The sequence below is a fragment of the Candidatus Neomarinimicrobiota bacterium genome, from assembly GCA_022573815.1.
GTDB lineage: Bacteria > Fidelibacterota > SORT01 > SORT01 > SORT01 > JACZTG01.
Genome location: JACZTG010000010.1, coordinates 1 through 26,000 on the forward strand (window position 1 = coordinate 1; position 26,000 = coordinate 26,000).

28 protein-coding genes and 1 pseudogene are annotated in these 26,000 nt (G+C 39.9%); 20 read left to right on the forward strand and 9 right to left on the reverse strand.

The window, feature by feature from the left end; translation table 11 throughout:
* The 4 genes from IIB39_05610 to IIB39_05625 form a co-directional block, all read left to right on the forward strand.
* Nucleotides 1-179 (forward strand): T9SS type A sorting domain-containing protein (locus IIB39_05610; protein MCH8928178.1); only part of this gene is annotated, 179 nt, incomplete at its 5' end.
* A gap of 547 nt (nt 180-726) precedes the next feature.
* Nucleotides 727-2,427, forward strand: a complete 1,701-nt coding sequence (locus IIB39_05615; GenBank protein MCH8928179.1) for a group II intron reverse transcriptase domain-containing protein — start codon at nt 727-729, stop codon at nt 2,425-2,427.
* A gap of 245 nt (nt 2,428-2,672) precedes the next feature.
* The gene (locus IIB39_05620) at nt 2,673-3,542 is read left to right on the forward strand and encodes a sigma-70 family RNA polymerase sigma factor (protein ID MCH8928180.1); all 870 of its coding nucleotides are present in this window, start codon (nt 2,673-2,675) and stop codon (nt 3,540-3,542) included.
* A gap of 395 nt (nt 3,543-3,937) precedes the next feature.
* Nucleotides 3,938-4,150 (forward strand): cold-shock protein, encoded by a 213-nt coding sequence (locus IIB39_05625; GenBank protein MCH8928181.1) that lies wholly within the window; start codon nt 3,938-3,940, stop codon nt 4,148-4,150.
* A 131-nt stretch (nt 4,151-4,281) separates the two neighbouring features.
* Here IIB39_05625 and IIB39_05630 read toward each other — a convergent pair whose 3' ends face one another.
* Nucleotides 4,282-5,112: a dienelactone hydrolase family protein gene (locus IIB39_05630; protein ID MCH8928182.1), complete on the reverse strand. Its 831-nt coding sequence runs from the start codon at nt 5,110-5,112 to the stop codon at nt 4,282-4,284.
* Nucleotides 5,113-5,214: 102 nt separating this feature from the next.
* On the reverse strand, nt 5,215-5,967 hold the full coding sequence (locus tag IIB39_05635; protein MCH8928183.1) for a cysteine hydrolase: 753 nt from the start codon (nt 5,965-5,967) through the stop codon (nt 5,215-5,217).
* A 185-nt stretch (nt 5,968-6,152) separates the two neighbouring features.
* Between IIB39_05635 and IIB39_05640 the strand changes: the two genes are divergently transcribed.
* From IIB39_05640 to IIB39_05655, 4 genes are all read left to right on the forward strand, one after another.
* The gene (locus IIB39_05640; GenBank protein MCH8928184.1) at nt 6,153-6,377 is read left to right on the forward strand and encodes a hypothetical protein; all 225 of its coding nucleotides are present in this window, start codon (nt 6,153-6,155) and stop codon (nt 6,375-6,377) included.
* Between the two features lie 22 nt (nt 6,378-6,399).
* On the forward strand, nt 6,400-6,747 hold the full coding sequence (locus IIB39_05645) for a hypothetical protein (GenBank protein ID MCH8928185.1): 348 nt from the start codon (nt 6,400-6,402) through the stop codon (nt 6,745-6,747).
* On the forward strand, nt 6,735-7,070 hold the full coding sequence (locus tag IIB39_05650; protein ID MCH8928186.1) for a hypothetical protein: 336 nt from the start codon (nt 6,735-6,737) through the stop codon (nt 7,068-7,070). The genes IIB39_05645 and IIB39_05650 overlap by 13 nt, the downstream gene beginning before the upstream one ends.
* A gap of 72 nt (nt 7,071-7,142) precedes the next feature.
* Nucleotides 7,143-7,709, forward strand: a complete 567-nt coding sequence (locus IIB39_05655; protein ID MCH8928187.1) for a hypothetical protein — start codon at nt 7,143-7,145, stop codon at nt 7,707-7,709.
* On the opposite strand, the gene IIB39_05660 is transcribed toward IIB39_05655, so the two are convergent.
* The 7 genes from IIB39_05660 to smpB all read right to left on the reverse strand — a co-directional run bounded on the left by IIB39_05660 (nt 7,706) and on the right by smpB (nt 13,548).
* Complete coding sequence (locus IIB39_05660; protein ID MCH8928188.1) at nt 7,706-8,779, reverse strand: quinolinate synthase NadA; 1,074 nt, start codon at nt 8,777-8,779, stop codon at nt 7,706-7,708. The genes IIB39_05655 and IIB39_05660 overlap by 4 nt on opposite strands.
* 66 nt (nt 8,780-8,845) lie before the next feature.
* Nucleotides 8,846-9,538, reverse strand: coding sequence for an endonuclease III (locus IIB39_05665; protein MCH8928189.1), 693 nt, complete (start codon nt 9,536-9,538; stop codon nt 8,846-8,848).
* Complete coding sequence (locus IIB39_05670) at nt 9,535-10,119, reverse strand: 5-formyltetrahydrofolate cyclo-ligase (protein MCH8928190.1); 585 nt, start codon at nt 10,117-10,119, stop codon at nt 9,535-9,537. The genes IIB39_05665 and IIB39_05670 overlap by 4 nt, the downstream gene beginning before the upstream one ends.
* A gap of 75 nt (nt 10,120-10,194) precedes the next feature.
* Nucleotides 10,195-10,512, reverse strand: a complete 318-nt coding sequence (trxA, locus tag IIB39_05675; GenBank protein MCH8928191.1) for a thioredoxin — start codon at nt 10,510-10,512, stop codon at nt 10,195-10,197.
* A 222-nt stretch (nt 10,513-10,734) separates the two neighbouring features.
* On the reverse strand, nt 10,735-11,832 hold the full coding sequence (locus IIB39_05680) for an alkaline phosphatase (GenBank protein MCH8928192.1): 1,098 nt from the start codon (nt 11,830-11,832) through the stop codon (nt 10,735-10,737).
* 34 nt (nt 11,833-11,866) lie between these two features.
* Nucleotides 11,867-13,075 (reverse strand): tyrosine--tRNA ligase, encoded by a 1,209-nt coding sequence (locus IIB39_05685; protein ID MCH8928193.1) that lies wholly within the window; start codon nt 13,073-13,075, stop codon nt 11,867-11,869.
* Nucleotides 13,076-13,095: 20 nt separating this feature from the next.
* Nucleotides 13,096-13,548, reverse strand: a complete 453-nt coding sequence (gene smpB / locus IIB39_05690) for an SsrA-binding protein SmpB (protein MCH8928194.1) — start codon at nt 13,546-13,548, stop codon at nt 13,096-13,098.
* Nucleotides 13,549-13,807: 259 nt separating this feature from the next.
* Between smpB and IIB39_05695 the strand changes: the two genes are divergently transcribed.
* The 12 genes and pseudogenes from IIB39_05695 to IIB39_05750 all read left to right on the forward strand — a co-directional run bounded on the left by IIB39_05695 (nt 13,808) and on the right by IIB39_05750 (nt 25,996).
* Nucleotides 13,808-15,115 carry a T9SS type A sorting domain-containing protein gene (locus IIB39_05695; protein ID MCH8928195.1) on the forward strand — a complete coding sequence of 436 codons (1,308 nt, stop codon included), beginning with the start codon at nt 13,808-13,810 and terminating at the stop codon, nt 15,113-15,115.
* 229 nt (nt 15,116-15,344) lie between these two features.
* A complete protein-coding gene (locus tag IIB39_05700) occupies nt 15,345-15,689 on the forward strand; it encodes an STAS domain-containing protein (protein ID MCH8928196.1) in 345 nt (114 codons plus the stop codon).
* A 7-nt stretch (nt 15,690-15,696) separates the two neighbouring features.
* Nucleotides 15,697-17,175, forward strand: a complete 1,479-nt coding sequence (locus tag IIB39_05705) for a hypothetical protein (protein MCH8928197.1) — start codon at nt 15,697-15,699, stop codon at nt 17,173-17,175.
* Nucleotide 17,176: 1 nt separating this feature from the next.
* On the forward strand, nt 17,177-18,151 hold the full coding sequence (locus IIB39_05710; protein ID MCH8928198.1) for a histone deacetylase: 975 nt from the start codon (nt 17,177-17,179) through the stop codon (nt 18,149-18,151).
* A gap of 75 nt (nt 18,152-18,226) precedes the next feature.
* A complete protein-coding gene (locus IIB39_05715; GenBank protein ID MCH8928199.1) occupies nt 18,227-18,817 on the forward strand; it encodes a protein-L-isoaspartate(D-aspartate) O-methyltransferase in 591 nt (196 codons plus the stop codon).
* Nucleotides 18,818-18,903: 86 nt separating this feature from the next.
* Nucleotides 18,904-19,143, forward strand: a pseudogene (locus IIB39_05720) (PspC domain-containing protein).
* 156 nt (nt 19,144-19,299) lie between these two features.
* Nucleotides 19,300-19,632: a PspC domain-containing protein gene (locus IIB39_05725; GenBank protein ID MCH8928200.1), complete on the forward strand. Its 333-nt coding sequence runs from the start codon at nt 19,300-19,302 to the stop codon at nt 19,630-19,632.
* Nucleotides 19,625-20,191 carry a hypothetical protein gene (locus IIB39_05730; GenBank protein MCH8928201.1) on the forward strand — a complete coding sequence of 189 codons (567 nt, stop codon included), beginning with the start codon at nt 19,625-19,627 and terminating at the stop codon, nt 20,189-20,191. The genes IIB39_05725 and IIB39_05730 overlap by 8 nt, the downstream gene beginning before the upstream one ends.
* A 219-nt stretch (nt 20,192-20,410) precedes the next feature.
* Entirely contained in the window at nt 20,411-21,988 is a 1,578-nt protein-coding gene (locus tag IIB39_05735) for a 2,3-bisphosphoglycerate-independent phosphoglycerate mutase (GenBank protein MCH8928202.1), read from the forward strand.
* A complete protein-coding gene (locus IIB39_05740) occupies nt 21,978-22,970 on the forward strand; it encodes a bifunctional hydroxymethylpyrimidine kinase/phosphomethylpyrimidine kinase (protein ID MCH8928203.1) in 993 nt (330 codons plus the stop codon). The genes IIB39_05735 and IIB39_05740 overlap by 11 nt, the downstream gene beginning before the upstream one ends.
* Nucleotides 22,924-24,696, forward strand: coding sequence for a hypothetical protein (locus tag IIB39_05745; protein ID MCH8928204.1), 1,773 nt, complete (start codon nt 22,924-22,926; stop codon nt 24,694-24,696). The genes IIB39_05740 and IIB39_05745 overlap by 47 nt, the downstream gene beginning before the upstream one ends.
* A 28-nt stretch (nt 24,697-24,724) precedes the next feature.
* Entirely contained in the window at nt 24,725-25,996 is a 1,272-nt protein-coding gene (locus IIB39_05750) for a GWxTD domain-containing protein (protein ID MCH8928205.1), read from the forward strand.
* Nucleotides 25,997-26,000: the final 4 nt, after the last annotated feature.

Below are 26,000 nucleotides of genomic sequence, written 5' to 3' on the forward strand. Positions count from 1 at the left end.
TTTCGCTGATAATCTATAATCTTCTCGGACAGGAGGTAGCGCGACTTGTAAATGGTGTCGAGACGGCAGGTAATCACAATATCAATTGGGACGCATCAAATGTTTCATCGGGAATTTATTTCTACCGTCTCCAATCAGGCAACTTCGTCCAAACACGGAAGATGGTACTTCTAAAATAGGAATGGAGTTCCCGCTGAACAGTGTTCGGCCATTTCAGTTTTATACCGTCCAATTTATATAGCTTTGCGATAATATCCTAATCGGATTGTGCGACTGTTATAGCCGTTGAGCCCAATAAAAAAATAATTGCAAAACATACTGCTTGGATCTTCTTCAATATACACCTCGAATGTTGGTAAATAATTTATTTACGAAGAAGGTGACTAAAAGTTTTTTTTGGTGTGCTAAAGAGGAGGGTGGAATATATATTCATAGATATTCAAATCAAGTAATTCGGAATATATGAATTCAGTAAATAGTTATTTAGACAGATTAATAAATTCATTGATTATTAAAAAACGTATTGCAAATTAAGCGTAATTTACTATATTGCTTAAATCAAAAGTACGTAAAATCAAAATCTTTAATAATTGGTGTAATAGCAGTGAGCAACGCAGTTGGTTGCATATAACATCGGGTGAAAATGCTTGCCCAAGCTCCGATGCTAAGGGCGGGTAAGTTCTACTATAAGTGTGAACTTACCAAGTTCCGGAGTAATATTAGCCATTGCAACTTACCCCATCTAATTATAAATATATTATGAGTGAATTATTTGAACCATATTTATCTCAGCGAAGCATTATTGAATCCCTTATAGCTATTCGAGTATCAGAAGCCCAAAAACGTCATAATACATATTACTATAAAAATTTAAATTATCGAGCAAAATACCCAAGTATCACAGATTCGGAAGTAATTAATGTTATGCCGCCTCGATCACGGTGGGTTAGGCCAAATTTATTAACACGAAAATCAATGATATCGTCAGATGTTTATAAATTGTCTATAAGGAAAGCTATTAATAGACAATTTTGTGTAAGGAAATCTAAGAGAGAAGCGTGGTTTGGAAATCTCGAATTCTTTATTTCAAATGTAAGAAAATCAGTGTTGCAAGATATTGACCATATAGTTGAAACTCCGAAGATCTTGCCCATAGCAAAGGGAAAAGATAGTGATCGATATAGACCTTTGGCGAAATATTCCTTGAAAGATAGAGTAATAATTGGATCAGTGGCAAAATATTTGAGAACAATATTCGATCCACTTTTTCTTGATAATTCTTATGCCTTCCGTGCTAAGTCAGGAAGTAATCTCATGCCTACTCATCATACCGCAGTTGAAAATCTTATCAATTATTCTTCTAAATTTGGGGGGAATGATATTTGGGTCGCTGAATGTGACATAAAGAAATTTTTTGATACCATTCACCATGATGTAGCTATTAACTCATTGAACGAAGCGATGAATAGATTAAATCATCAAGCAATATATATAGATTCAAGAGCAATAAAATTGTTTTATTCGTTTCTGAAATCATACACGTTTGCGAATGTTGCTATTCCCGAGTTTGATAGATGGAAAAAAGAAAAAGGAATTTCAGGTCGATTAAGTTGGCCGAGGCATGAACTAGGAGATATTTATTATAACGTAAATAAAGAAGAAATTGGAATTCCGCAAGGAGGCGCACTATCTCCTTTGATTGCTAATCTAGTTCTTGATGCAGCTGATAAAAAAGTAATCCAAAAGGGAAAAGACAATGATCTGTTTTACGCAAGATATTGTGATGATATGGTTATTCTTCATCGAGACGAAAAACAGTGTAAATTAGCTTTTCAAAGAGACCAATCTGTTATTCAAGAGAAAAATCTTATTATACATGAACCAGAAATTATTAAAGTTTATGATAAGTCTTATTATAAATTAAAATCAAAGCACCCATATATCTGGGGAAAACGAAATGGTAGATTAAATGTGGTTCCGTGGTTGTCATTTCTTGGCTACCAAATTCGCCATGATAATCTTATTAGGGTTAGAAAATCATCAGTGCTTAAAGAACGAGACAAGCAGAAGGATATTGCTGACAAAATCTTAGAGATTATCAAAGGTAAAATTCCAACCACAAATAAATCATCAGCACATATAAAAACTAGCTTTGAAAGTAAGCTTGTATATATGTCTGTTGGTACAAATAAATTAAACCGTCGATTTGGAAGCTTTTGTTGGACCTCAGGATTTGCTCTCTTAAATAAGTATAAAAGTAACACATCCCAATTACAATATCTAGACCGGATGAGAAACAATCAGGTTTTTAGAATCCGACTAAGTTTTAAAAAACATATATTACCTTTCAAGCCAAATAAAGGTCGCAAACATCGCTCTTTAAGATACTATGGATATCCTTTCAGCTATACTTCTCAACTAAAATAGTTATGTGTAATAACAACTAATCTCACATAACTCACGTCTAAAAAGCAGAAAATGCTTGATATAAGCGATTATTATGCTTATAATTAGAGGTTGCGAAAGAAAAATATGAAAAAAGAGGGTGATTTCACGGTTCCGCGGTCAAGAATAACTTATTTGAACACCCGATTCATATCTTTAACTAACAGTTAACGGAAAAGTTTCAGGATAGCTAGAATTTAAATTTTAAACTCCAGGGGACATGGAAAATGGCAGAAAGACTTAAGAAAATTGGGATGGACGCAAACAGATCTCTCTCAAAATATTTGGAAGAGATCGGAAAATACGAACCGTTAAAACCGAAAGAGGAAGTCAGGCTCGCAAAGTTAGTGCGGTCAGAAGATAAAGACGAATCTTTAAATGCTCTAAAGAAGCTCACAGAATCCAATTTACGTTTTGTTGTAAGTGTAGCAAAAAATTATCAGGGTCAGGGACTTCCGTTGACAGACCTGATAAATGAAGGTAACCTTGGACTTATCAAGGCTGCCGAACGGTTTGACGAGACACGAGGATTTAAATTTATCTCTTATGCGGTTTGGTGGATAAGACAATCAATATTGCAGGCATTAGCCGAACACTCACGAATTGTTCGTCTGCCGCTGAACAGAGTGGGAACCATCAGTAAAGTCACGAAAATCGCCAACAGGCTCGAACAGATCATTGAACGGCAACCGAATGAAGTTGAGATCGCCGAAAAGCTCGAAATGAAACCTGAAGAAGTTTCCGACACGATAATGATGTCGAAACGGCATAATTCTCTGGACGAACCATTTAGGAACGGTGAGAAAAACTCACTCATAGATGTTGTCGAAGACGAAGGTCAAAGCCCTCCCGACAACGATTTGATGTTTGAATCTCTTAAGGATGAGATAGCGTCAGCGCTTGATACGCTCACAGACAGGGAACGGGAGATCATCAGGCTCTACTTCGGTATTGAAAGAGAATATCCTCTGACTCTGAATGAGATCGGAGAACAGTTTAACGTTACGCGCGAAAGAGTTCGTCAGATAAAAGAAAAAGCTATACGTCGGCTCCGTCATAAATCGCGCAGCAAGAAACTGAGAGCGTATCTCGGTTAATATTATCTGAATTCTGAGGTTGCTCCTTGCCAATGCGATTGTTTTCCGGCAGGAATGACATTCAAAATATATTATCATAAATGGTCTTTAAGAAATTCTTAAGGACCATTTTGATATATGATATTCATCCTGAAAATTTAGTATGTTCGTGACTTCCTCCGGTAATTGCCTAAACAATTAAAAGTTGACAAATATGAAAAAAGCAAAATATCTCTTGCATTCAGGAAATGCGTGTATATATATTGCTTGTGCAATAAAAAAGGAAGTATGAAGGAAGCATAAAGTAGTAAATTAGACATACCTTTCAAGAATCATCTCGGATGACATTAGGTACAATTTCTATTATTTTTTCATACACTGTAAAACAATATGCCAAAAATAGGAGATATTAAATTATGGCAGATCGCGAAACAGGCACAGTAAAATGGTTTAACAGCCAAAAAGGATTCGGATTCATTTCGAGAGAAGGTGGCGAGGATGCATTTGTGCATTACTCCTCCATTCAATCAGAAGGCTTCCGCAACCTTGAAGAAGGTCAGAAAGTCGAATTCACGATGAGTGAAGGCGAGAAAGGACCACAGGCTGTTGACGTTACTGTAGCGAGTTAAGAGACAGACTATTAACTCATAGTTCATGAAAAATAATAGAGGGCATTGAGTCCCGCTTAATCTTTCAAGAGCATATAAAAACCTCTAAGCATTTGCTTAGAGGTTTTTCTTTAACTGAACAGTGAATTCAACTAACCAAGTGTTCTCGAAAGGAAATTCTTAAGCTGCTTCCAGGCATCTATCGCCGCATCTCTACCGTCCGGGTTTCTGTCTAACCAAAGAAAAAATCCATGCCCCACATCATCGTATATATGAATTTCATTCGGAATGCCAGCCTTCTTAAGAGCTTTCTCGAATTTTCTGACATCTGAAGGGGGAATACCGCCGTCATTTTCGGCGAAGATTCCTAAAACATCATGTCCGATTTGCTTCAATTTCTCAGGGTCATCAATTAAACTGCCGTAAAAAATAGCTGTGGCTTCATGATTTTCGCCGCCGATAGCGTAACTCAAGACGACTCCGCCGCCGTAACACCATCCCATCGTGCCGATCTTATCTACATAAACATCGTCCCGGCTTCGAAGCAGTTTTGCCGCTGCATCAAGATTCCGAACCATTACGTCGGGTTTTGCCCGCGTCTCGCTCATAAGAGCCATATTTTCTTCTCTTGAATATCCCTGTCTTCCGCTGTACATATCCGCTGCAAGAACAACATAACCCTCATCCGTAAGGTTATCCGCCATCTGTCTGATCCGATCGCTCAATCCATTCCATTCATGGACAATTAATAAGCCCGGTTTTTTACCTTTCGTATCAGGAGCAACTATATAGCCGGTCGTTTTGTCGTCTTCTTCAAAGTAGTTAACTGATTCCCCTTTTGGAGCGGGAGCAGTTCCGAGAACGGCGGATGGGAGATCATCTTTATCTGCGTTTACCGAAGAGGATGATTGGTTGAAGACCACCCATAATCCAAGAAAGATTATAGGAACGACAAAAAATATCTTCCGTCGGGATTGAGGCATAAGTTAACTCCTTGATTAATTTCGTCAGCCGAATAATTAGCATAAAAAATAGGGAGATAATCAACACTGATAATTATCTCCCTAAATAGAAATCAGAGTATATTAATTCTTACTGTAACTGTCATTGATGTTCTTCACAGCTTCTTCAGTTGTCCAGACAGCATTGGCGATAAAACGGAAGTTTACCAGAGCGCTTTCGTATCCGTTACCGTCAGGCACAATAGCAGCGGCAGTTGCGTCTTTTACCACGGCAACTTCAAAACCCTGTTCCAGAAGTTCACGCATATGGGCTTCAACACAAAGATTAGCGGACATACCCGCTAAAATCACCTTATCTATCCCACGTTTTCTCAGCTGAAGTACAAGATCATTTGTTTCCGGGCCGTAAACTTTATGCGGACTTGTTATGACCGTAGCGCCGTTATTAATATATTTTTTGTATTGCTCAAGCCAATCGGCGCCGGAATTCTCAAAACCATCTAAATTGAGAGCGCCTTTTCTGTCGAACATATTGATATTATGCATTAACATCTCGAGGGCGCCTACAAATTTCCATCCATGATCGGTGGGATAGTAATAGTGTGGTGAAATAAATAATGGTACGCCATTTTTATTAGCCACTCTGAACAAAGTTTCAAGATTCTTTACCGTATTATTTGCTGTGACGCTTTCGCCCACAACTCCCCACGTAACGCCGTCAGGGCTAAGGAAATCGTTTTGCGGGTCTGTGATTACAAGAGCGGTGCGTTCGGTGTCAATAGTCATTCCCGGGTTTGGCAGCTGTGCATCTGCAACGGGCGAAAATCCTGCGATTAAAAGAAAAACAATTAACGCTCCCATTATAATTCTCATCATGTTTTCTCCTATCTTATTTTGGTATCTTCATTCCGGCTGAAGTAATTGAAGACGTTTTAATTACACAAGGTGTGAATTGACAGTGAAAATAAGAAAAGTATTATATAAATATCAATAAAATTTTTATTGTATATTATATGATAATCAAAACGCTGATCCTTATCTGTCAGGGAGGAGTTATATAATTGTTTTGTTGTAAAGATCATGAAATTGCAAACGAAATGGGAATGCTCGTAAATCTTCCTCGTGAAGCGATAGAGGATGGCGTTGTGCGAAATACCGTCATCACGGAGTATTTTCTAACCAATAAGGACGATGAGTACCAAAGCAAAACTTATATGGGAATAAATTTTTGTCCGTTTTGCGGTTCGGGAATTTCAACTGAACTTTGGATAGCCGAAAAAAAATAACGATTTTATAAATCAAATGAGTATGAAATCATTATTCTTTTCGCAATTAAACAGAGAACTGTCCTGGGTCGCTGTTCCGGTTGAATCGGTTACCGCCGAGTATAATAGCGGGGATAAACCTTCTACCGTTTATCAGGTAAATATCAGCAGGGGAAAGCTGCCTGACAATGGCAACGCAATTTCTGATCTTAAAGTAAGGCTTTGGGTCGGAGAGGATATTCTAACAAATGAGAATCACGATGTTAACATAAGAAATTATCTGTCGTCTGAAAAACCGGATAATATTATAATTCCGGTGGAGGTCAAAGGAATTGATTTATCAGAAAAGGAAATTCATTCAGCAGAGGCGTGGATATTATGGAAAAAATAAAATTAAGCCTTATCACGGTAAAATGTCCCAATTGCGGGTCAGATGGAATCGTATATTCCTGTGAACCTGAATGCTGCTTCAATCATGTGTGCGGAAAATGTCTGACGACATTTGAGCTTGCCACTACAGCAGGTGATAAATCCCCACTTAATTCAGAGTATTTGCTACCTGAAAAGGAAATAACGTTGCCGACTACGGAATGCGATGCGTGTGGAAGTATTGAAGTATATGTGTTGGACACCGAAAAAACTTATGAAAACTTAGTGTGCGCGGATTGCAGCAATCTATTGACGCTGGAGTTTGTGGATGTCCAAAGCGCCTGAACGGCTGAACCGTGTAGCCTGATAAATTTACTCCGTTCCAATAATAAATTATTTATAAAAAAAGGAAATATTATGAGAAGAATTTCACTGTTAATTGTTGGTCTATTTATATCATTTAATTCATTAGCGGCTCAAGACGCTCAAATAATACTTCACGAAGCCACATTCAATAAGTTCCTGGATGCAATCGGAAGTATATCGGGAAGCGGAAAATTCAAAAAAGCATTTATAAAAACCAGCTATACCTGGAAGATACGTAACGCCCGAATAGACCTTGAGCCCGGTATTGCCACGTTTTACGCTGTCGCCGATATAAAGGCTAAAGGGATTAAGTTTACAGAAAAAGTTACCGGTTCTGTGGACGTGAATTTTGATCCCGTTAGAAATCTAATTTCTGTGAAGGTGAGGGAGGCGAAGTTCGATGTGAAGATATTCGGGGTTAAAGTGGCTACAATTGACCTTGCGAAATTTTATAAGCCGAAGTTTCAGTTTGAGGGACCGAAGCCGCTTCAAAAGAGTGTAACGGTAGATTTACCGGAAGGGAAAAAGAAAATCATTAAAATCACGACTGTGAGACAGAATTTTAAGATATTAAAAGATAGAATAGTGGTGGAGTCTGTTTTTTCGTTTAAGAGTTAAACAGACAATTCCATCATGCGGGTAACAGCGAGATTTGCTTTTGCGGCAGTTTCTTCGTCAAGTATGATTTCGTATTCCGACAAGTCTTTGCCGGCATCAATAGCATATAGAATATCATAAATCCCTTTAAGCGTAACTTTCGCCATATGTTGGCACCTTACATAACACGCTGTCCAGAAATTCACGGAAGGAAATTCCTGCATAAGATTGGAGGTAAGCTCGCATTCCGATGCTATAAACGCTCTTTTTAAGGTTCCTTCCGCCACCCGCCGGGCAATATCCATTCTTATCTGAGTCGTGCTTCCGAAGAAATCCGCTTCTTCAAGAACTTCGGGTTTGCATTCCCAATGGACATAAATCATTTTGTCGGCATCGCTTTTATCTATTTCGAAAGATTTCCTCACGGTAAGAATGTCATCTAACGTGAACATTTCATGGACTTCGCAGATTGAGCCTTTTACTCCATTCCCGTTAGGATAGATAATTTTCTTTTTGCCGGCTAATTCATTCTCGAGATTTTGCGCAAAATACAGATCAGGAACGAAAATAATGCTGTCGCCAGGCATATGGAGCGCTATATCGGCGGCGTTGGCGGATGTGCAGCAAACATCGCTAACTGCCTTCACATCCGCATAAGTATTTACATAAGTCATAACCGGAATGCCCGGATATTGTTTTTTTAAAGCGAGAACGTCATCAGCGCTGAAATCATCGGCAAGAGAACATCCGGCGCTTTTATCGGCAACGAAGACGCGTTTATCCATATTAAGCATTTTAGCGGTTTCAGCCATAAATGGAACGCCGTTGAAAATAATATATGGAAAATCCGATTTGGATGCGATAATGCTGAGTCCGAGTGAATCTCCTCTTTCCGATTCCTCGGATAATCCGAAAACCAGCGGTTCCATATAGTTATGGCCAAGCATAAGAACATTATGCTTTTTTTTAAGAAGAAGAATATCTCTTATCAGTTCGGCGTTCGCATCAATATCGAAAACCGTTAAATCAGGAGATTTCCGTTTAAACAGTTCTTCCTTAATGGATTTAATATCAAGATTTTCAGTGAGCATTGTCTAATTCTTTCTGATCTTTCCTGTTCACCCTGAAATTTAATAAAATATCTGAAATTAACAAGTTTATTGAACGGCAGACTTAGCAGATTTAACGCTGTTTCTGTAATAACGGCAAAACCGCCTCAAATTGCATTTATCGCAAAGAGGATTCCGGGCTTTGCACGTTTGACGACCATGTGTGATAATATTAATATGAAACGAATAGGCTTTTCCTTTTGGAAAGATTGAGGACATAGCAATGTAAGTTTTCTCGGGCGACGAACCTTCCGGCACAAATCCCAGACGAGAGCAAATCCTGTTGATGTGCGTATCAACGGGAAACCTGTCTGAACCGCAGGCAAACGAAAGGACGACATTTATCGTTTTTACTCCGATACCTTTTACCTGTGTGAAAGTTTCTTCAACCCAATCAGGGTCTTTATCGCAAATCCAGTCTATATTCAGTTTACCCCAGTTTTTTTTGATAAAATTGAGCGTGTCTTTAATATAAGCGGATTTTGCTGGCGCAAGCCCGGCTATTCTAATAGCATTTTCTATCTTTTTTCGCGGAGCTGCGAGTACTTTTTCCCACGTGGGATATTGTTTCCTTAGCTCGGCAAATCCCTTATCCCGATTAATATCGTTTGTATTGTGAGAAAGGAGGGTGAGTATAAGTTCGTCGAGAACGTTTACGTTTTTCTTTGTTTTCGGTACGCCATAAGCGTCTTCAAGGAGTAAATCTATTTTTGCTGCTTTGCTGCGGAGTTGATAGCTCACTCAGAGACTCTCTTCACTCCTAATTCGGTGATTAATATATCGAATTTCATATCGTGCGATTCAGTTGGCAAATTTTTGACGATTTGAAAATCGTATGCGATAACGATAACCGGAACATCCACTTCGGTCAAAATCTTATCGTAAAATCCGCTACCCATTCCAAGTCTGTTCCCATCTCTGTCAGCGGCGAGGCAGGGAGCTATAATTAAATCTGAATCACTGATGGGAACAGGGATGTCATTCTGAGGAGAAGGCTGCATGATACCGAAGGGAGAAAATTCCAACGCATTAATACTTCGCAGGATAGAGTGAGACGGAGGTGCTTCATTTCCGTGATACACGGGAACGATAATTGCTTTATCTTCGGAAAGCGCCCGCGCTGCCAACATAATCGTTTGTATCTCTCCGGGGAGACTGCCGATAAAAGTATAAATAGTGGCTGAATCATTATACTCGGGAAGCGAAGAAAGATAATTTAAAATCTCCTCAGATTTTTGATTCATATCATCGAACGAAAGATTTGCTCTCTCTTCAGCGAACCTCTTCCGAAGTGCATTTTTTATTTCAGAAATATCTGGCATAATAATACTAATATACAATAAAGGCTCACCAAAAGATGAGCCTTATAATGTAAGAAACTACTTTGTAAAAATCAGCTAAATAACTGAATCCAATTTATCTTTCATAAAACTTATTGGACGGGCGCCTATTATCGTTTCCTGAACTTCACCATCTTTGAAAAACAGAAAACTGGGAATACTCCGTATCCCATATCGCGAGGAAATGCTCGGATTAGCATAGACATCAACTTTTCCAATTTTCACTTTTTCTTTATATTCGGCTGCGAGTTCCTCTAAAACAGGAGTCATAGCCACACACGGACCGCAGCCTTCCCCCCAAAAGTCAACAAGTACAGGCACTTCAGAGCCTAAAACTTCCTGCTCAAAATTCTCGTCTGTAAATTCTTTAGCCATTTAACGTTCTCCTATAAACCGAAATCGGTGTTTATCATCTCTATATGTAGAGAATATTATAACCGCACAACTACATATGCAACTATTCTTCTCATTATTCACTTTTCTTTACTTATTTTATCGTCTGTTTCTAAATAAATCTTAATTTATCTCATTTCACGTGTGGAATATGGCGAAAAAGTGCCCTGAAATCCGTAATGCGGCTTACTATAGGACAAATCCTTAACGATGGGCGAGCAGTTCAATCAATATTTCGCCAATCTCCGCTATATTCAATATTCCGCCGAAAAGCTCGCTACCGGCTCCCGCGGAAAGGATAGGGACGAATTCACCCGTGTGGCCGCGGCTTGCCCATTTGGGATTGAAATTAGACGTTTTATCAGTTCCTTGATGAAGGGATAAGCCGCCCGTTTCATGATCCGCCGTAACAAGAATTAGTATATCATTATTTGATTCTAAATAATCCAATCCGATACCGAGAGCATCGTTGAAATCTTTCATCTGGAAAAGCATCTTCTCATACTCATTATCGTGAGACTCCCAATCTATCTGCGAACCTTCCACCATCAGAAAAAATCCATTCTTGTTCTTACTGAGAATTTTGATCGCCACATCTGTCATATCGGAGAGATTTTGTTCAGGATGCTCTTTTTTATTTATTGCGTTGTGATCAAGGAGGGCGATTAAGTTTTCCACTTTTTCAAAATTAAGATTGAAAAGATCGTCCATATTGTATGCTACTTTAAAACCCCTACCCGCCATTTCGTTAAGAAGATTTCTGTTGTCTTTTCTTGCGCCGTTTTCCTTTTTAGGAAGAAAATACTTTCGTCCGCCTCCGATGATGACATTCACATTTGATTCTGAAAGCTGTCTTGCAATCTCCATCTCATCCCCACGCCATTCTACATGTGCGGCGAATGATGCCGGTGTGGCATGTGTTATGCTGGATGTAGCGACCAATCCTGTTGACATCCCGTATCCCCGAGCGATTTCAACGATATTCTTCAACGGAACTCTGTCGTCATCAACTCCGATGGCTTTGATGTAAGTTCTTTTACCGGATGCTAAAGCAGTAGCGCTGGCAGCTGAGTCAGTTAACCATGAACGTGAAGAACGGGTAACTGACAAGCCTCCATTTGTGAATCGAAGGAAATTATCTCCAACTCCCATCATCACCGCCGCAGTTATCTGTGAAACGCCCATCCCATCGCCGATGAATAGAATTATGGATTTCGGTTGGGAAGGAGTCTGTGATTTGACTTGAGTCCAATTCAATAAGAGTATAACGGTGAACATAAAGATAGTTACGATTTTCTTCATCAGCTGCAATTGCTCCCGGGATATTTAATACAGGTTAGCTCATTATGATTCGTAGGAACCTTCTCTTGCCGGCTTTCAAAATCTGTTCTTTTTCGTTAGAAAGGGTTTGGTCTTTATCGGAGATTTTATCTCCGTTTATCCGAACAGCTCCCTGAATAATAAGCCTGCGAGCTTCTCCTTTGGAAGCGGTGATATTGTTCTTCACCATAATATCCACAATCAGGTCGCCTTCCGAAGCGTTCGTTTCCGGCATATCGTCCGGGATTTTTCCTTTGCTGAATATATTGCCGAATTCCTTCTCCGCATCAAGCGAAGTTTCTTCGCCATAATAAAGAGCAACTATTTCCCGGGCCAGCTTTTTCTTTAATTCCATTGGATTCACGCTATCACTTTCCAATTGTTCTTTGATCCCGGAGAGCTTCTCAAGCGAGCTGTCGGTAACGAGCTCGAAATATGTGTATATGAGCTCATCAGGGATTGACATCGTCTTGCCGTAAATATCGTTGGGCGGTTCATCTATACCTATATAATTCCCGGTGGATTTGCTCATTCTCTTCGTTCCGTCAGTTCCCGGCAGTACCGGCATTGTAAGAACGCATTGAGGCTTAACTCCGTATTCTTCCTGAATTTTACGCGCAATCAGCAGATTAAACTTTTGTTCTGTGGCGCCTATTTCAATATCAGATTTTATGGCAACGGAATCATATCCCTGCATTAGAGGATAAAAGAATTCGTGAATGCTGATAGGCTGTTCGCTTTTGAATCGTTTTTTGAAATCGTCTCTCTCTAACATTCGCGCAACGGTATATTTTGCTGCAAGATCGGTTACTTCCGTGAATTTCATATCTTTGAACCATTCGCCGTTGTAGTGAATTTCAGTTTTATCACGGTCCAAAATTTTAAAGAATTGCGTTTCGTAGGTTGCGGCGTTCGCCATAACGTCTTCGTGAGAAAGCCGCGGTCTCGTCTCGCTTTTATCTGACGGATCTCCCACCATTCCGGTATAATCGCCGATTATCAGAACGATTTGATGACCTAAATCCTGAAATTGTTTCAGTTTCCTGAGACATACTGTATGTCCGAGATGTATATCGGGAGCGGTGGGGTCAAATCCCTGTTTAACTCTGAGAGGTTTGTCCGTTTCGATAGACTTTTTCAGGAGAGAATCGAATTCGGCAGGTGGCAGAATTTCTTCCGTTCCTCTCCTGATAATATCTTTTTGTTCTTTGAATCCCTTTTCCATTTTTACCTTAATTTAATATGTCAAAATCGATTTTTGTTAGCGCGCGCAATTTCTCTTTTCGAGTCTCTTATTGCGATGTCGCGCCGTTTGTCATATTTAGCTTTTCCGCGGGCCATTCCCATCAGTACTTTCGCTTTGCCACCCTTAAAGTAAATTTTCAGAGGGATAATAGTAAGCGATTTTTGATCCATACTCCGTTTCATCTTCATAATTTCCATCTTATGAAGAAGAAGTTTACGCCTTCGTTCAGGTTCATGAGGTTTTGTGGTACCATGCGAATAAGGACTGACATATACGCCGATAAGAAATACTTCTTCTTTTTCGATTACCGCATACGAGTCTTTCAGGTTCACTTTACCGTCACGAAATGATTTTACCTCAGTTCCTGTGAGAACAATACCCGCTTCTATAGTCTCAAGGATTTCATAATCGTGGCGAGCTTTCCTGTTAGTGGCTACTACCTTTTCTCCCATAGGATAAATAATAATCTAAGAGCCGGCGAAATGCAAGAAATGAAGATACTCTATGGTGCTTTATTGTGGGAATGTAATCAAGTGGCCCGTCAGACATATGACGGGCTTGCGAGGAGTCCGAACCCCGCCAGAGGCGGGGGATGGAAAACGCGGCAATCTTCTATTTCTTGACATTGGAGAATATAACCCTATAATGGTACGTATAATCTAAATTATTATATCATCTTACGGTTTCTCGGGAAATATTTTTTGTGAGATTATGATAAATAAAAAACTTATATCACTTATTCTGATAACCGGAGTAATTTCACTTCTGGTTCTCCCGGAGCAGGCTTTCTCTCAAAGCGATCCCGAAATTACTCAGGAACTAAGCGACATATTCTTTACTGACGCTCAAAACGGATGGGTGATCGGCGACAGCGGATTTATTGCGCGTACCACTAACGGAGGTAATTCCTGGAATAAATCTCCAACAAATGTTATTGAAAGTTTAACTACACTGTTTTTTATTGATTCTGCGACTGGTTGGGTGGGCGGCGAAAAAGGAATTATTCTTTCCACGATAAATTCCGGTGAGACTTGGCAGGATAGATCAGCTTCATTTGATGAAACGATTCTTGATATTCACTTTATTGATGACAGTATAGGATATTCTTTGAGTAGCAATGCTGTCAGAAAAACTACAGATGCTGGAATTTCATGGGAAGAATTGAATGGTCTTTCGCAATCTTCACATTTGCAAGATTTAGAGATTTTGGAAACTGATATTTTTTGGGTGCTTGAATCGAACGCCTATCTTTTCAGAACACTTGATGGTGGAAATTCTTTTGATACTACACTCGTCGGTTGGATTATCACTGGAAATAGTAGTTATTCGCATACTATGATAACTTCATGGAATGACTCATCAGCATTGATCGTCGGCGGATCCTGCATAGATATTTATATGGACGAAAATGTAACTTGTAGTGGCCATTCCTTCGTTGCCAATAGGGGCGAAGATTTAGATGGCTTTCCATCGAATCTAATTTCTTTTCACAATGGCTTGAAGGCGTCAGAAAGAATTGGCGAAGAACATGGCTGGGTAGTGGGTGATTCAGGGCTGATAGCTATGACTGATTCTGTGGGACATAAATGGAAAATACAGGAATCTGGGACATTCAGCGACCTGTTTGCAATGTCATTTGTAGACACGTTGACGGGTTGGGTGCTGGGTAAAAATAATCTTATACTGCGTACAACCGATGGAGGGGATAACTGGGGTACCTTGGTAGGCATTGATAAACAGGAATATAACATTCCGACTAAATTTACGCTTAAACAAAATTATCCGAACCCTTTTAATCCGGTGACGAACATCCGCTTTTCATTGCCTGAGCGGAGCGATGTAACGCTTTTGATATATAATATTCTTGGCGAAGAGATTCGAAGACTTAGCGAGGCGGGTATGCAGCCGGGATTTCATGAAATTGTTTGGGACGCATCTGATGCCGCTTCCGGTGTTTATTTGTATCGGTTGCAGGCAGGTGATTTTGTAGAGACGAAGAAGATGTTGTTGTTAAAGTAAAAGAATTATTAAAAAGATGTCGTGCGGTCAGGGCCACCGCCATTGGCGGGACAGGCAAGCCCTGACCCGCGCTACTTTGTCATTCGTGGCTGTTAGAGAATATCCAATGAAAGAGACCAGTTCCTTAACTTGTTGATGCCTAATTGATTTTCGCTTGCAATTACTTTTGCAGATAGGTAATTTAAAACCTTATATTGTTAAACAATTAATTGTTATTTGGAGGAAGTAGATGCGAATTAAGGAAAAGATAGAGGGAGATGTGGCTGTTCTGTCATTGTCCGGGAAAATGATGGGTGGTCCTGAAACCGCTGAATTACAAAAATACGTTAAAAATCTACTTGCCGACAAAATTGATAAAATTGTTGTTGATCTCGCCAAAGTTAAATGGATGAACAGCTCCGGACTTGGAGCGCTTATGGGTTCTCTAACCTCTGCCCGTAATACGGGTGGAGACCTCCGTTTAGCAAATACCACCGAGAAGGTTCAAAGCCTTCTTATGATCACGCAGCTCATGACTATATTCCAAACATTTGACTCTGTAGACAGGGCAGTCGCAAGCTACCTCAAAGATTAGATAGCTGATGGAGATAGATAAAATCTCCCATAGAGCTGAATCGTTCTTCAATGAAATATCTGAAGAATACTACCTATCCGCCGCAGGTCTGAAAGAAGAAAGTAATCTTTCTGCAATTTACGAGAAATACGAAGACCTGTCCTCGAAAGAACTTATAACAGAATTAGTTGAATCAAGTTCGGAAGACGGCAGCAGTCGCGAACAATTTCAATTATTAGAATTTATCTATTCGCTTTATCAAGGGTTTTCTACCCGTAAATTAACCGACACTCTTTTACAGCTTGAGGCGACTTCCACATTCGATTTTGAGGGCAAAGACACTCCATATCGTCAGGCTCCGCTTCTGATTAAGAATGAATCTGACAGGAAGAAGCGTAAATCTATTCAGAGGGGTGTTCACAAGATTGTTGACAGAGATAATCCGATGCGGATAGAAGCGTTGGAGCTGGTTCACAGCGCGGCATCGGAATTTGGATTTGATACATATACTGATCTTATTTCACACATTTCGGGTCTTGATCTTGATGGGTTTGTAGTTGACTGCGAAACATTTCTCGCTGACACGGAATCAATGTACACCGATGTGGCTCAATGGGCTTTCAAAAAGCATATGGGGTTAGACTTAAATGACACGAAGACGTATGATTCCCCATATCTCTTTCGGATGAGCGGATACGACGATTATTTTCCCGCTGGCGAACTGCTTGGAAGAGTAGATAAATTTATTTCTTCCATGGGACTCTCGATGAACGGAGAGGGTAATATCAAAATCGATACTGATGACCGTCCGCTGAAAACTCCAAGAGCATTCTGCGCCCCAATTTCCGTGCCGGACAATATCGTTCTCGTTATTATGCCTCAAGGCGGATTATCCGATTATCAATCGTTCTTGCACGAACTCGGGCACTCAATGCACTACGCTCATGTGGACGCAACCCTTCCAATGGAAAACAGATACCTTGGGGATAATTCCGTAACGGAAAGTTTCGCTATGTTATTCGACCATCTCACCCTGAATAAGCAGTGGCTCAAAAAAGTGGCGCGAATGGATAATCCGAAGGACTATCTTATTATGGCGAATCTGTTGGAACTATATATGCTCAGGCGATATTGCGCGAAATTTATTTACGAAAAAGAGCTGCACGGGAACTCTGTTTTGGAGGATATGCCGGATGCCTATTCATCAATATTGACCGAAGCGACGAAAATACAATATGAACCGGTCAATTATCTCAACGATGTGGATTCTGAATTTTATTGCGCCAGGTATTTGCGGGCATGGATGCTGCAATCATCTCTGAATGCGTATATGACCGAAGAAGGAGGCGATGATTGGTTTCGGAATCCGTCCAGCGGGGAGAGGCTTAGGAATTTATGGAAATATGGACAGAAAATGAATGCCGAAGAAATAGTGAAATTAGTTTCAACGGATAAATTAAGTTTTAAAGATCTGACAAGGTCAATTGAAAATGCGTTTAATGGATGAGATGGAAACTCCGGAGAGAAAAACATTTGATGTATCATTTTCCGATACAGGTTTCATTTATTCTCCAAAGTATTTAGAGCATCGCGCGGGTGACGCTCATCCCGAACGACCCGACAGGCTGACCGCTCTTCTTTCCCACCTGAAACATGAAGGAGTCTGGGATAAATTGACACATTATGAACCTGAGAGCATTCAGATGGAGCTGCTCACAAAAATTCATGATAGGGAATATATTGACCGTGTAAAGGAAGCATGCGAATCCGGAAAGACTTATGTTGATGAACTTGACTGCGGCATAAATGAAAAGAGTTATGAGGTTGCTCTGCTTGCGGCAGGTGGCGTTGTCACTGCCGTGGATAAGATTATGGAGGAACAAATATCAAATGCTTTTTGTGCCGTTCGTCCTCCCGGTCATCACGCCGAAAGAAACAGGTCTATGGGGTTTTGTTTTTTTAATAACGTAGCGCTGGGAGTTATCCACGCGCGTAAATATGAATTGGTTCGAGCGGTTATATTGGATTGGGACGTGCACCACGGTAACGGCACTCAGCATTTGTTTGAAAAGGACCCTAATGTTCTTTATGTAAGCCTTCATGAATTTCCGCATTACCCCGGAACCGGAGCAATCAACGAAAAAGGGGAAGGAGAAGGCTACGGCACAACCCTGAATTACCCTATGAGTAAAGGTTCGGGAAATTCTGATTACCTGAAAACATTTAAAACAAAAATTGAGCCTGAAATAAGAAAATTTGAACCGGATATAATTTTTATATCAGCGGGATTCGATGCCCATAGAGACGACCCGCTTTCAGGCATTAATCTCACGCACGACGCTTACAGAGAGATGACGCTCATCGTGAAGGAATGGGCGCATGAATTTTCGGGGGGAAGGATAGTGTCCGTTTTGGAGGGGGGCTACAATCTCGGTTCTCTTCGGCGTAGCATAAAAGAGCATCTTTTGGCATTAATGGAGTGATAATTGAAATTTTTTCCATCAGATTTGACAGAGACCGCTGCCGAGGAAGAATGCTATCGCTCTCGAAGGCGAAAAATGGTGGAATTGCAAATTGTTGCCAGAGGAATCAAAAATCCGTCGATAATTTCTTCGATGCTCAATGTGCCGAGACATCTTTTCATAAAAGATACTTATAAAGAGCAGGCTTACTTCGACGAACCATTGCCGTTAGAAGATAATCAAACTATCAGTCAACCTTATGTGACAGCGCTTATGATTGAGTTGGCATATCTAAATGATACGTCGAAAGTGCTTGAGATTGGAACAGGTTCGGGTTATGCAGCAGCATTATTAGCTAATATAGTTTCGGAAATATACACCGTGGAGTTACGTGAAGCTCTCTACGAGTCTGCCCAAGACCTATTGAAGAAGATGAATTATAAAAACCTCTATTTAAAGAATGGAGATGGAAAACTGGGTTGGAAATCCAACTCGCCTTATGATGCAATCATAGTATCGGCAGCTTCAAAGTCTATTCCGGAAATGCTTGTAAGCCAACTGAAAATCGGAGGTAAGATGATAATTCCTGTGGGTGAAATCGATCAGGAGCTTATTTGTCTCAGCAAAAATAAAATGGGATTCAAGACTGAAAAACACGGAGTAGTGAATTTCGTTCCGCTAATTTAGATGAACTAATGTGAAACAAATGAGATTTTATCTCCGTAACTGATTAGGACTGAATAAATTAGAAATGTAATAGCGGAGTAAATAAAATGGCTGGGAAAGAGACGAAGAAAAAGGAAGAAAAGAAAAAATCAGAGAAACCGCCTCAAAGCGATGTGAAGAAATTATATAAATCGCGGCGAGACCGAATGATAGGCGGCGTTTGCGGGGGAATTTCTGAATATCTTGATATAGATTCCACAATCGTCAGAATCGTGTTTGTTGTAATGGCGCTTTTCGGCGGAAGCGGTATAATCATATATATTGCGGGTCTTCTGATATTTCCCGACAACGGGGATGTCCTGACAAAAGAAGCGAAGGTAGAGAAAAAAAGTACTGCCGGCTTTTGGGGAGCATTGCTTATCATACTCGGAATACTGTTTTTAATATCAGATTTCGGATTTAGAGGGATAAATCATTACTGGATGTGGCACGGTTTTAGAGGGATGTTCATCCCGATAATTATTATCGCTCTCGGCGCGTGGCTGCTGTTGAAGCCCTCAGGCGAAAAAGATAAAACAGGTAATTCTACTAAAGATGAGTCCTCCGATTCCGGCGAATCAAACAAACTAACTCGCTCTGTTTACGACAGAAAAATCAGCGGTGTATGCGGGGGGATTGGAGAGTATTTTAAAATTGACTCTACGATAGTCCGATTACTCTGGATAATCGGTACACTTGCTACAGGCGGATTTGGTCTGCTGGCGTATATTATTTTGATAATTGCTTTGCCTGAGAGCCGTTCACTTATAGAATCCGGAGGGGAAACCAATGACTAAAAGGAGACAAGGTTCAAAAGTGTTTGGCACGATTCTTATTTTCATCGGTGTGTTTTGGCTGGTAAAAGAAATGGGATTCGGAAGTATGATAAGAGGTGAGCTGGGAATGTGGGCTATGGCTATATTTGGAGCGCTTATGCTTCTAAATGGATACAGACAAAACAGGCGCGGTTTGGTTTTTTGGGGAACATTCCTGACTTTACTCGGGAGTATCAATATATTTCAGGAATTCAGAATAATTCATCCCTATCTGACGGAAGTTTGGCCTCTTTATCTTGGAAGTATCGGCGTAGCGTTTTTTGCAACTATTCCATTGAAGCCGATTGATTATACATCGGCAATTCCCGGACTAATTTTCATTGTAGCGGGAGGATACCTCTTTTTGGAAATAAACGATTACATTGCTTCCGGTATTCTCTATGGCGACAGAACTATTCCTGCACTTTTCCTTATCCTCATGGGCATCTTGTTACTCTGGAAAAACAGCCGAAAAAATAGGGAAGAAATCTCAGCGGATAACGGAGAAAAAGAAGTCTCTTCTGAAAAAGCGAATATATAGTTTAAAGCATTAAACTTTCGGTTTTGCCCGCTGGCAGATGTCGGGCAGGCTTCACCTTATAATTCCGGGTAAGAAGTGACGGAAGTTTTTATTATCCCGCTGAATACTGCCGTCAGAATTAGCTAAAACAAGCATAACGCTTGACTCTGCTTAATCGCCTAAGTAAATTAAACAGGTTAACTTGGGTATAAATAGAGTAAATATTCTTATTTTGAACCTATGCAAAAAGTTATTTTAATAATATTAGACGGTTACGGTCTTCGGAGCGAAGAGAATTATAACGCCGTAAAAGCTGCCGAAACGCCTACTTTGGATAACCTATTCCGGGAATATCCCAATACTACGCTGAATTGTTCCGGTTTTGATGTGGGTTTGCCTGATGGAATGATGGGGAATTCAGAGGTTGGGCATCTTAACATCGGTGCGGGACGGATAGTTAATCAGATGCTTGTAAAAATTGATAATGCCATCGAAGATAAATCATTCTTCGATAACAATGTTTTTACAGAAGTGATGAGTGTGGTTAAAAAAAGGGGCACGGCTCTTCACTTAATGGGGTTACTGTCTGACGGCGGTGTCCACAGTAGATTGAATCATATAGACGCTTTGTTAGAAATGGCAAAACAAAAATCCCTCGGAAATGTGTTTCTGCATCTTTTCTCAGATGGAAGAGATACGTCGCCAAAATCAGGAGAAGGTTACGTCCGAAAGATAATCGAAAAAACCGAAGAACTTGGCATCGGAAGAATTGCGTCAATTTCCGGTAGATATTATGCGATGGATAGAGACAATAGATGGGACCGCACCGAAGAGGCTTACAAAACTTTATTAAATGGCGAAGGAACAAAATTTTCTTCACCTCTTGAAGTATTTGCATCAGCATATGAGGATAACCTCACAGACGAATTTATATTGCCTTCGACAATATTTGAGGCTGGTAAACCGGTGGCGACTCTTCGGGATGGGGATGGTATTATCGCTTTTAATTTTAGAGCTGACCGGATGAGACAGATGACAGACGCGCTTTTATCAACGGATTTTAGAGAATTTGAACGACCAAGACGTAAATTTAAGTATGCATCAATGACCATGTACGATGCAAAGTTCAATCAGCCATTTGCGTTTGAACCTGAAAACTTGCGAGAAATTTTAGGTGAAGTAATCTCAAACGCAGGATTATCACAACTTCGAGTTGCGGAGACGGAAAAATACGCTCATGTCACCTATTTTTTTAACGGAGGGAATGAGACTGCTTTCAAAAATGAAGAACGGATATTGGTCAAATCGCCAAAAGTCGCTACATACGACCTGAAGCCTGAGATGAGCGCTGAGGAGATAACAGCGAATGTCTGCGATGCCATCGAAGACGGGGTACATGATTTTATAGTTCTTAACTATGCAAATTGCGATATGGTAGGGCATACAGGCTCATTTGAAGCTGCTGTTAAGGCGGTAGAAACCGTGGATATAGGTCTGAAAAATATTGTTCCATTGATGCTTGAAAAGGGCGGCGCATGCGTCATCACGGCGGATCACGGAAACGCAGAATTGATGTTTGATGATGATACCGGATATCCTCATACAGCGCACACGACCAATCCTGTTCCTCTTATCCTTGCAGGAGTAAACAGTCTAACCGGAATAAGAGATGACGGCAGATTAGCCGATCTTGCTCCTACAATATTAGAGTTGCTCGGATTAGACATACCGGACGAAATGACTGGAAATTCGTTACTTAAGAATGATAATCAATCCATTATAATGAAAAATAAGGATGCTGTTTTAGATGGAGTATGATAAAGATACATTATTAGAGATTATTAATAAATCAAAAGGCAAGCGGATCGCCGTTATCGGAGATCTGATGCTCGACAGGTATAGGTGGGGGAGTCATGTTCGTATGTCGCCTGAAGCCCCTGTTCCTGTGGTTGAAATTGATTCAACTTCGGAAAGTCTCGGCGGCGCGGCTAATGTATTCAATAACCTGTATTTTCTCGGGGCGAAACCCGTTCTGATTGGAGTAGTAGGTAATGATGAAGCGGGTGAAATGATAAGGAAAAAAGTTCAGACAGAAAATCTCCCTACAGAAGGAATATTCACGGATTCTACGAGAGTGACTACTGTTAAAGAGAGAGTTATTTCAAACGGTCAGCATGTGGTTCGTATGGATTGGGAGGGCAGTGGGAAAATTGGAGAGGAAACACAACGTAAAATTATCGATTATCTCAATAGTATAATCAGGGATCTGGACGCGGTTATTATACAGGATTACGATAAGGGCGTGATTGACAGTGAACTTATTGACAAAATAATTGCAAAATGTATAGCGAACGATAAAATATTAGCGGTTGATCCAAAAATTAAGAATTTTTTTAATTACAAAAAAAGTTCTCTTTTTAAACCGAACATTATGGAAACAGAAAAAGCGCTCGGGATGACCATCAAGACTCAGGGCGATGTTCGTAAAGCCGGAAGAGAACTTCTTGATAGAATGGAATGCGGGTGTGTTCTTATCACGCAGGGCAAAGAGGGTATGACTCTTTTCCAGAAGAATGGCTCTGTTCAGCAAATTCAATCCCGTGTTCGTCGTGTTTCAGATGTATCCGGTGCCGGGGATACCGTTATAGCATCGTTTACGTTGGCTCTTACAGCCGGAGCCAGTTATGCGGATGCTGCGCATATAGCAGCTTTATCATCCGGTATCGTTTGCGAAGAGGTGGGTGTTGTTCCCGTTGAAATTAGAAAACTCAGAGAGTACCTGGAGAGCTCAGGCGAATAACGCCAAATTAGGATTTCTGATTTCTGAACTGTCGAAATCTTTATTCGTCATATTTTCTATTCTCCTGTTAATTCGGCCTGTAGCCGCTCAAAATTATAATTCTATCTACGATGCGGACGATTGGGTCACTTATTTAAATTCGAGGATCATTACGAGCGTTAGCGATGGGAATAATTATGTCTATTTCGGAACCACTAATGGAATAATCAGATATAATAAATTTAGAAACGAGTGGGGAACTCCGATAAACAAAACTGACGGATTAGATGATAACCTGATCACAGCTATCGGGGAAGACAAGATTAACGGGATCCTCTGGGCCGCTACTATTAAGGGGTTAAGCAGAATAGAACTGCCTTACCTTAATGTGACAAATATCCGATTCGATCAACTTAATATGTTCAACAGAGAAATAATCACTTCCATCGGAGAAAGTAAAAATAGTATCTGGTTAGAAACGGGTTCAGGTTTCATAGAGGTGGATCGATTATCGGGCTTTTTAAAAAACAAAACATTTACTCCTCCTTCACGTATAAAATGGTATGGAAAGAGTGCGCAGGCTTCATCAAGCGATGTTCTTTTTTTTATGAACGATGGATTTGAATTTTACGGGGATAATCGATTGGGTAGGATTATTGATGGGCATTTACGAGAATACGAAGTTACCGCCGCTATTATTGATGATTTAGGAAACTATTACGGCGGAACGTGCGGCTCGGGAGCGTTTATAGGAAATTCCAATGTTCAGACATTAAGCAGTTCAAATATCGGAATATTAAATAATTATGTAACTGCGGTGGAAATGGACAATAATGGTAATCTATGGATTGGAGGAATAAAAATTTTTCTCGTTCAAACCGGTATAAATAGATTAGGCTATGCTAATTGTCGGGAGCAATACGGATTATCAGTATGGAGCGTAGAAGAAAATGAATGGAGATATTTTGAAGAGTATACAGGGAGCGCTGTTTTTTCCTTAAACGTAAACACTATGGAATCTGTTGGCGAAAATATGTGGATAGGGACTGATGAAGGCATTATTTATTACGAGAACGAAAGTGGCGAATGGCATTCAATCACTGCGTTTGATGGATTGAAGGCAAACAGAGTAAACACGATAGAGTATTACGATTCTCTATTATGGATCGGGTCTGAAAGAGGAATTCAAACTATCGATCCGGTTACAGAAAAAGTTTCGACCCCCGCTTTTTTTGAAAACAGCAGTTTAATTGTTCGCGATCTGACAAAAATTGGACAGGAGCTCTGGGTGGGGACTACTTCCGGAGCATATAGGATAAATACTGCTGATAAGACAATAACACATTTTAATAGCTTTGGCGAAGTAATATCGCCAAAATCTTCGGGGGGAGGGATTGTTACTCATATAGCAGACGGCGGGGATCTGATATTGATGTCCGATATTGATGGGATCTCTCAAATAAATAAAATCACCGGCGAAAACAAACGATTACCATCTCATACATCGCTACTTAGAGGTGATGTTCGAAAGATAGATGCTATGGGTAAATATATTTGGGTTGCTACTTCATTGGGATTATTGCGATATAATAGAGAAAATTCTTCATGGAGAAGCTATACTACCGCAGATGGACTTTCTCACAATTCTGTTAACGCATTTTATATTAATGAAGATTATATTTGGATAGGTACCAATTATGGACTAACACAATTTCAATGGAATAAACCGGGTCGAGCAGATAATTAGTTAACTTATTTTAATAAGGATTGTTAAAATGAAGAAAATTATACGGATTAACTTAATGATTGCTCTAATTAGCATTAGTGTTACAAATTTATTCGCTCAGGTAGAAATGATTCAGTCAGAAACCCCGAATGTACCCAATTTCCAAATTGAAACTATTACAACTGCCTCAGCGGAAAAAGACTTAACTAATCTCGATGTCTATCTCAAAATAGCCTACGATGAACTTCAATTTATTAAAAATAAGGATATTTTTCAGGCAACATACGAACTATCAATAACCTTATTTAATGAATCGGGAGACCGACAGGAAGGAAGAGTTATACGAGATACCATCAAGGTGAGTGATTTTTTCGACACCAATTCAAGGGAAGATTTTTCTATATTAAAAACAAGTTTCCTCATAAGGCAAAATAACTACCGAATCAATATCGGAGTTATGGATATTGATACGCGAAAGACAGGTTTCAGACGAATGACCTTAGCGGTTCCTAATTATGGAAAACGGCTTTCGATAAGCGATATTTTGCTACTTGATTATTTAGCTATATCCGAGTCGGGAGATGTAGAACTTACGCCTAATATTTCTAACGCATTTATAAGCGAATCATCAGCTTTTAAAGCCTATTACGAAATTTATGGAGTGAAAAAGAAAATAAATATTAGGAATATCGTTACCGATATTGAAGGTAATGAAATATACTCGGAGATATTCTCAGCAGAGCCTGTTGATGGAGTAGTGAAAACTTACGTTCCCATTAAACATGATAATCTAAAATTCAATAGATACAAATTCGTTGTAGAAGTGGGAAAAGGGAAGAATAAGGTAACAAAAAGTAAGACGTTTCGTGTAAGATGGTTTGGTATGTCCGAAACGATCACAGACCTTGATAAAGCAGTGGAATATCTTAGATATATAGCGACACAAGGGGAAATGAAGAAAATGTTATCTTCCGAAAATGAATTAAAAAGACAATTATTCACTAAATTTTGGAAAAAACGAGACCCTTCTCCCGAGTCCGATGGAAACGAACTTATGGTCGAGTATTATAAGAGAATTCAATTTACGAACGAAAATTTTGCTACATTTCAGGATGGTTGGAAAGCGGATATGGGAATGATTTACATATTGTTTGGTTCTCCAAATGACATTGAGCGACATCCGTTCGATATTAGCCAGAAACCGTATGAGGTATGGTATTATTACGATATAAATAGAAATTTTGTTTTCCAGGACTATAACGGATTCGGCGATTATAAGCTTGTCACGCCTCTCTTTGACACCAGAAGAAGCGATTTCTGATTAG

What these genes read in the sequence shown, in the direction of transcription:
- IIB39_05620 (MCH8928180.1), top strand. Translation starts at nt 2,673, where the DNA reads ATGGCAGAAAGACTTAAGAAAATTGGGATGGACGCAAACAGATCTCTC.
- IIB39_05625 (MCH8928181.1), top strand. Translation starts at nt 3,938, where the DNA reads ATGGCAGATCGCGAAACAGGCACAGTAAAATGGTTTAACAGCCAAAAA.
- IIB39_05630 (MCH8928182.1), bottom strand. Translation starts at nt 5,112, where the DNA reads ATGCCTCAATCCCGACGGAAGATATTTTTTGTCGTTCCTATAATCTTT.
- IIB39_05635 (MCH8928183.1), bottom strand. Translation starts at nt 5,967, where the DNA reads ATGATGAGAATTATAATGGGAGCGTTAATTGTTTTTCTTTTAATCGCA.
- IIB39_05645 (MCH8928185.1), top strand. Translation starts at nt 6,400, where the DNA reads ATGAAATCATTATTCTTTTCGCAATTAAACAGAGAACTGTCCTGGGTC.
- IIB39_05650 (MCH8928186.1), top strand. Translation starts at nt 6,735, where the DNA reads ATGGAAAAAATAAAATTAAGCCTTATCACGGTAAAATGTCCCAATTGC.
- IIB39_05655 (MCH8928187.1), top strand. Translation starts at nt 7,143, where the DNA reads ATGAGAAGAATTTCACTGTTAATTGTTGGTCTATTTATATCATTTAAT.
- IIB39_05660 (MCH8928188.1), bottom strand. Translation starts at nt 8,779, where the DNA reads ATGCTCACTGAAAATCTTGATATTAAATCCATTAAGGAAGAACTGTTT.
- IIB39_05670 (MCH8928190.1), bottom strand. Translation starts at nt 10,119, where the DNA reads ATGCCAGATATTTCTGAAATAAAAAATGCACTTCGGAAGAGGTTCGCT.
- trxA (MCH8928191.1), bottom strand. Translation starts at nt 10,512, where the DNA reads ATGGCTAAAGAATTTACAGACGAGAATTTTGAGCAGGAAGTTTTAGGC.
- IIB39_05680 (MCH8928192.1), bottom strand. Translation starts at nt 11,832, where the DNA reads ATGAAGAAAATCGTAACTATCTTTATGTTCACCGTTATACTCTTATTG.
- IIB39_05685 (MCH8928193.1), bottom strand. Translation starts at nt 13,075, where the DNA reads ATGGAAAAGGGATTCAAAGAACAAAAAGATATTATCAGGAGAGGAACG.
- smpB (MCH8928194.1), bottom strand. Translation starts at nt 13,548, where the DNA reads ATGGGAGAAAAGGTAGTAGCCACTAACAGGAAAGCTCGCCACGATTAT.
- IIB39_05695 (MCH8928195.1), top strand. Translation starts at nt 13,808, where the DNA reads ATGATAAATAAAAAACTTATATCACTTATTCTGATAACCGGAGTAATT.
- IIB39_05700 (MCH8928196.1), top strand. Translation starts at nt 15,345, where the DNA reads ATGCGAATTAAGGAAAAGATAGAGGGAGATGTGGCTGTTCTGTCATTG.
- IIB39_05705 (MCH8928197.1), top strand. Translation starts at nt 15,697, where the DNA reads ATGGAGATAGATAAAATCTCCCATAGAGCTGAATCGTTCTTCAATGAA.
- IIB39_05710 (MCH8928198.1), top strand. Translation starts at nt 17,177, where the DNA reads ATGGAAACTCCGGAGAGAAAAACATTTGATGTATCATTTTCCGATACA.
- IIB39_05715 (MCH8928199.1), top strand. Translation starts at nt 18,227, where the DNA reads ATGGTGGAATTGCAAATTGTTGCCAGAGGAATCAAAAATCCGTCGATA.
- IIB39_05725 (MCH8928200.1), top strand. Translation starts at nt 19,300, where the DNA reads ATGTTCATCCCGATAATTATTATCGCTCTCGGCGCGTGGCTGCTGTTG.
- IIB39_05730 (MCH8928201.1), top strand. Translation starts at nt 19,625, where the DNA reads ATGACTAAAAGGAGACAAGGTTCAAAAGTGTTTGGCACGATTCTTATT.
- IIB39_05735 (MCH8928202.1), top strand. Translation starts at nt 20,411, where the DNA reads ATGCAAAAAGTTATTTTAATAATATTAGACGGTTACGGTCTTCGGAGC.
- IIB39_05740 (MCH8928203.1), top strand. Translation starts at nt 21,978, where the DNA reads ATGGAGTATGATAAAGATACATTATTAGAGATTATTAATAAATCAAAA.
- IIB39_05750 (MCH8928205.1), top strand. Translation starts at nt 24,725, where the DNA reads ATGAAGAAAATTATACGGATTAACTTAATGATTGCTCTAATTAGCATT.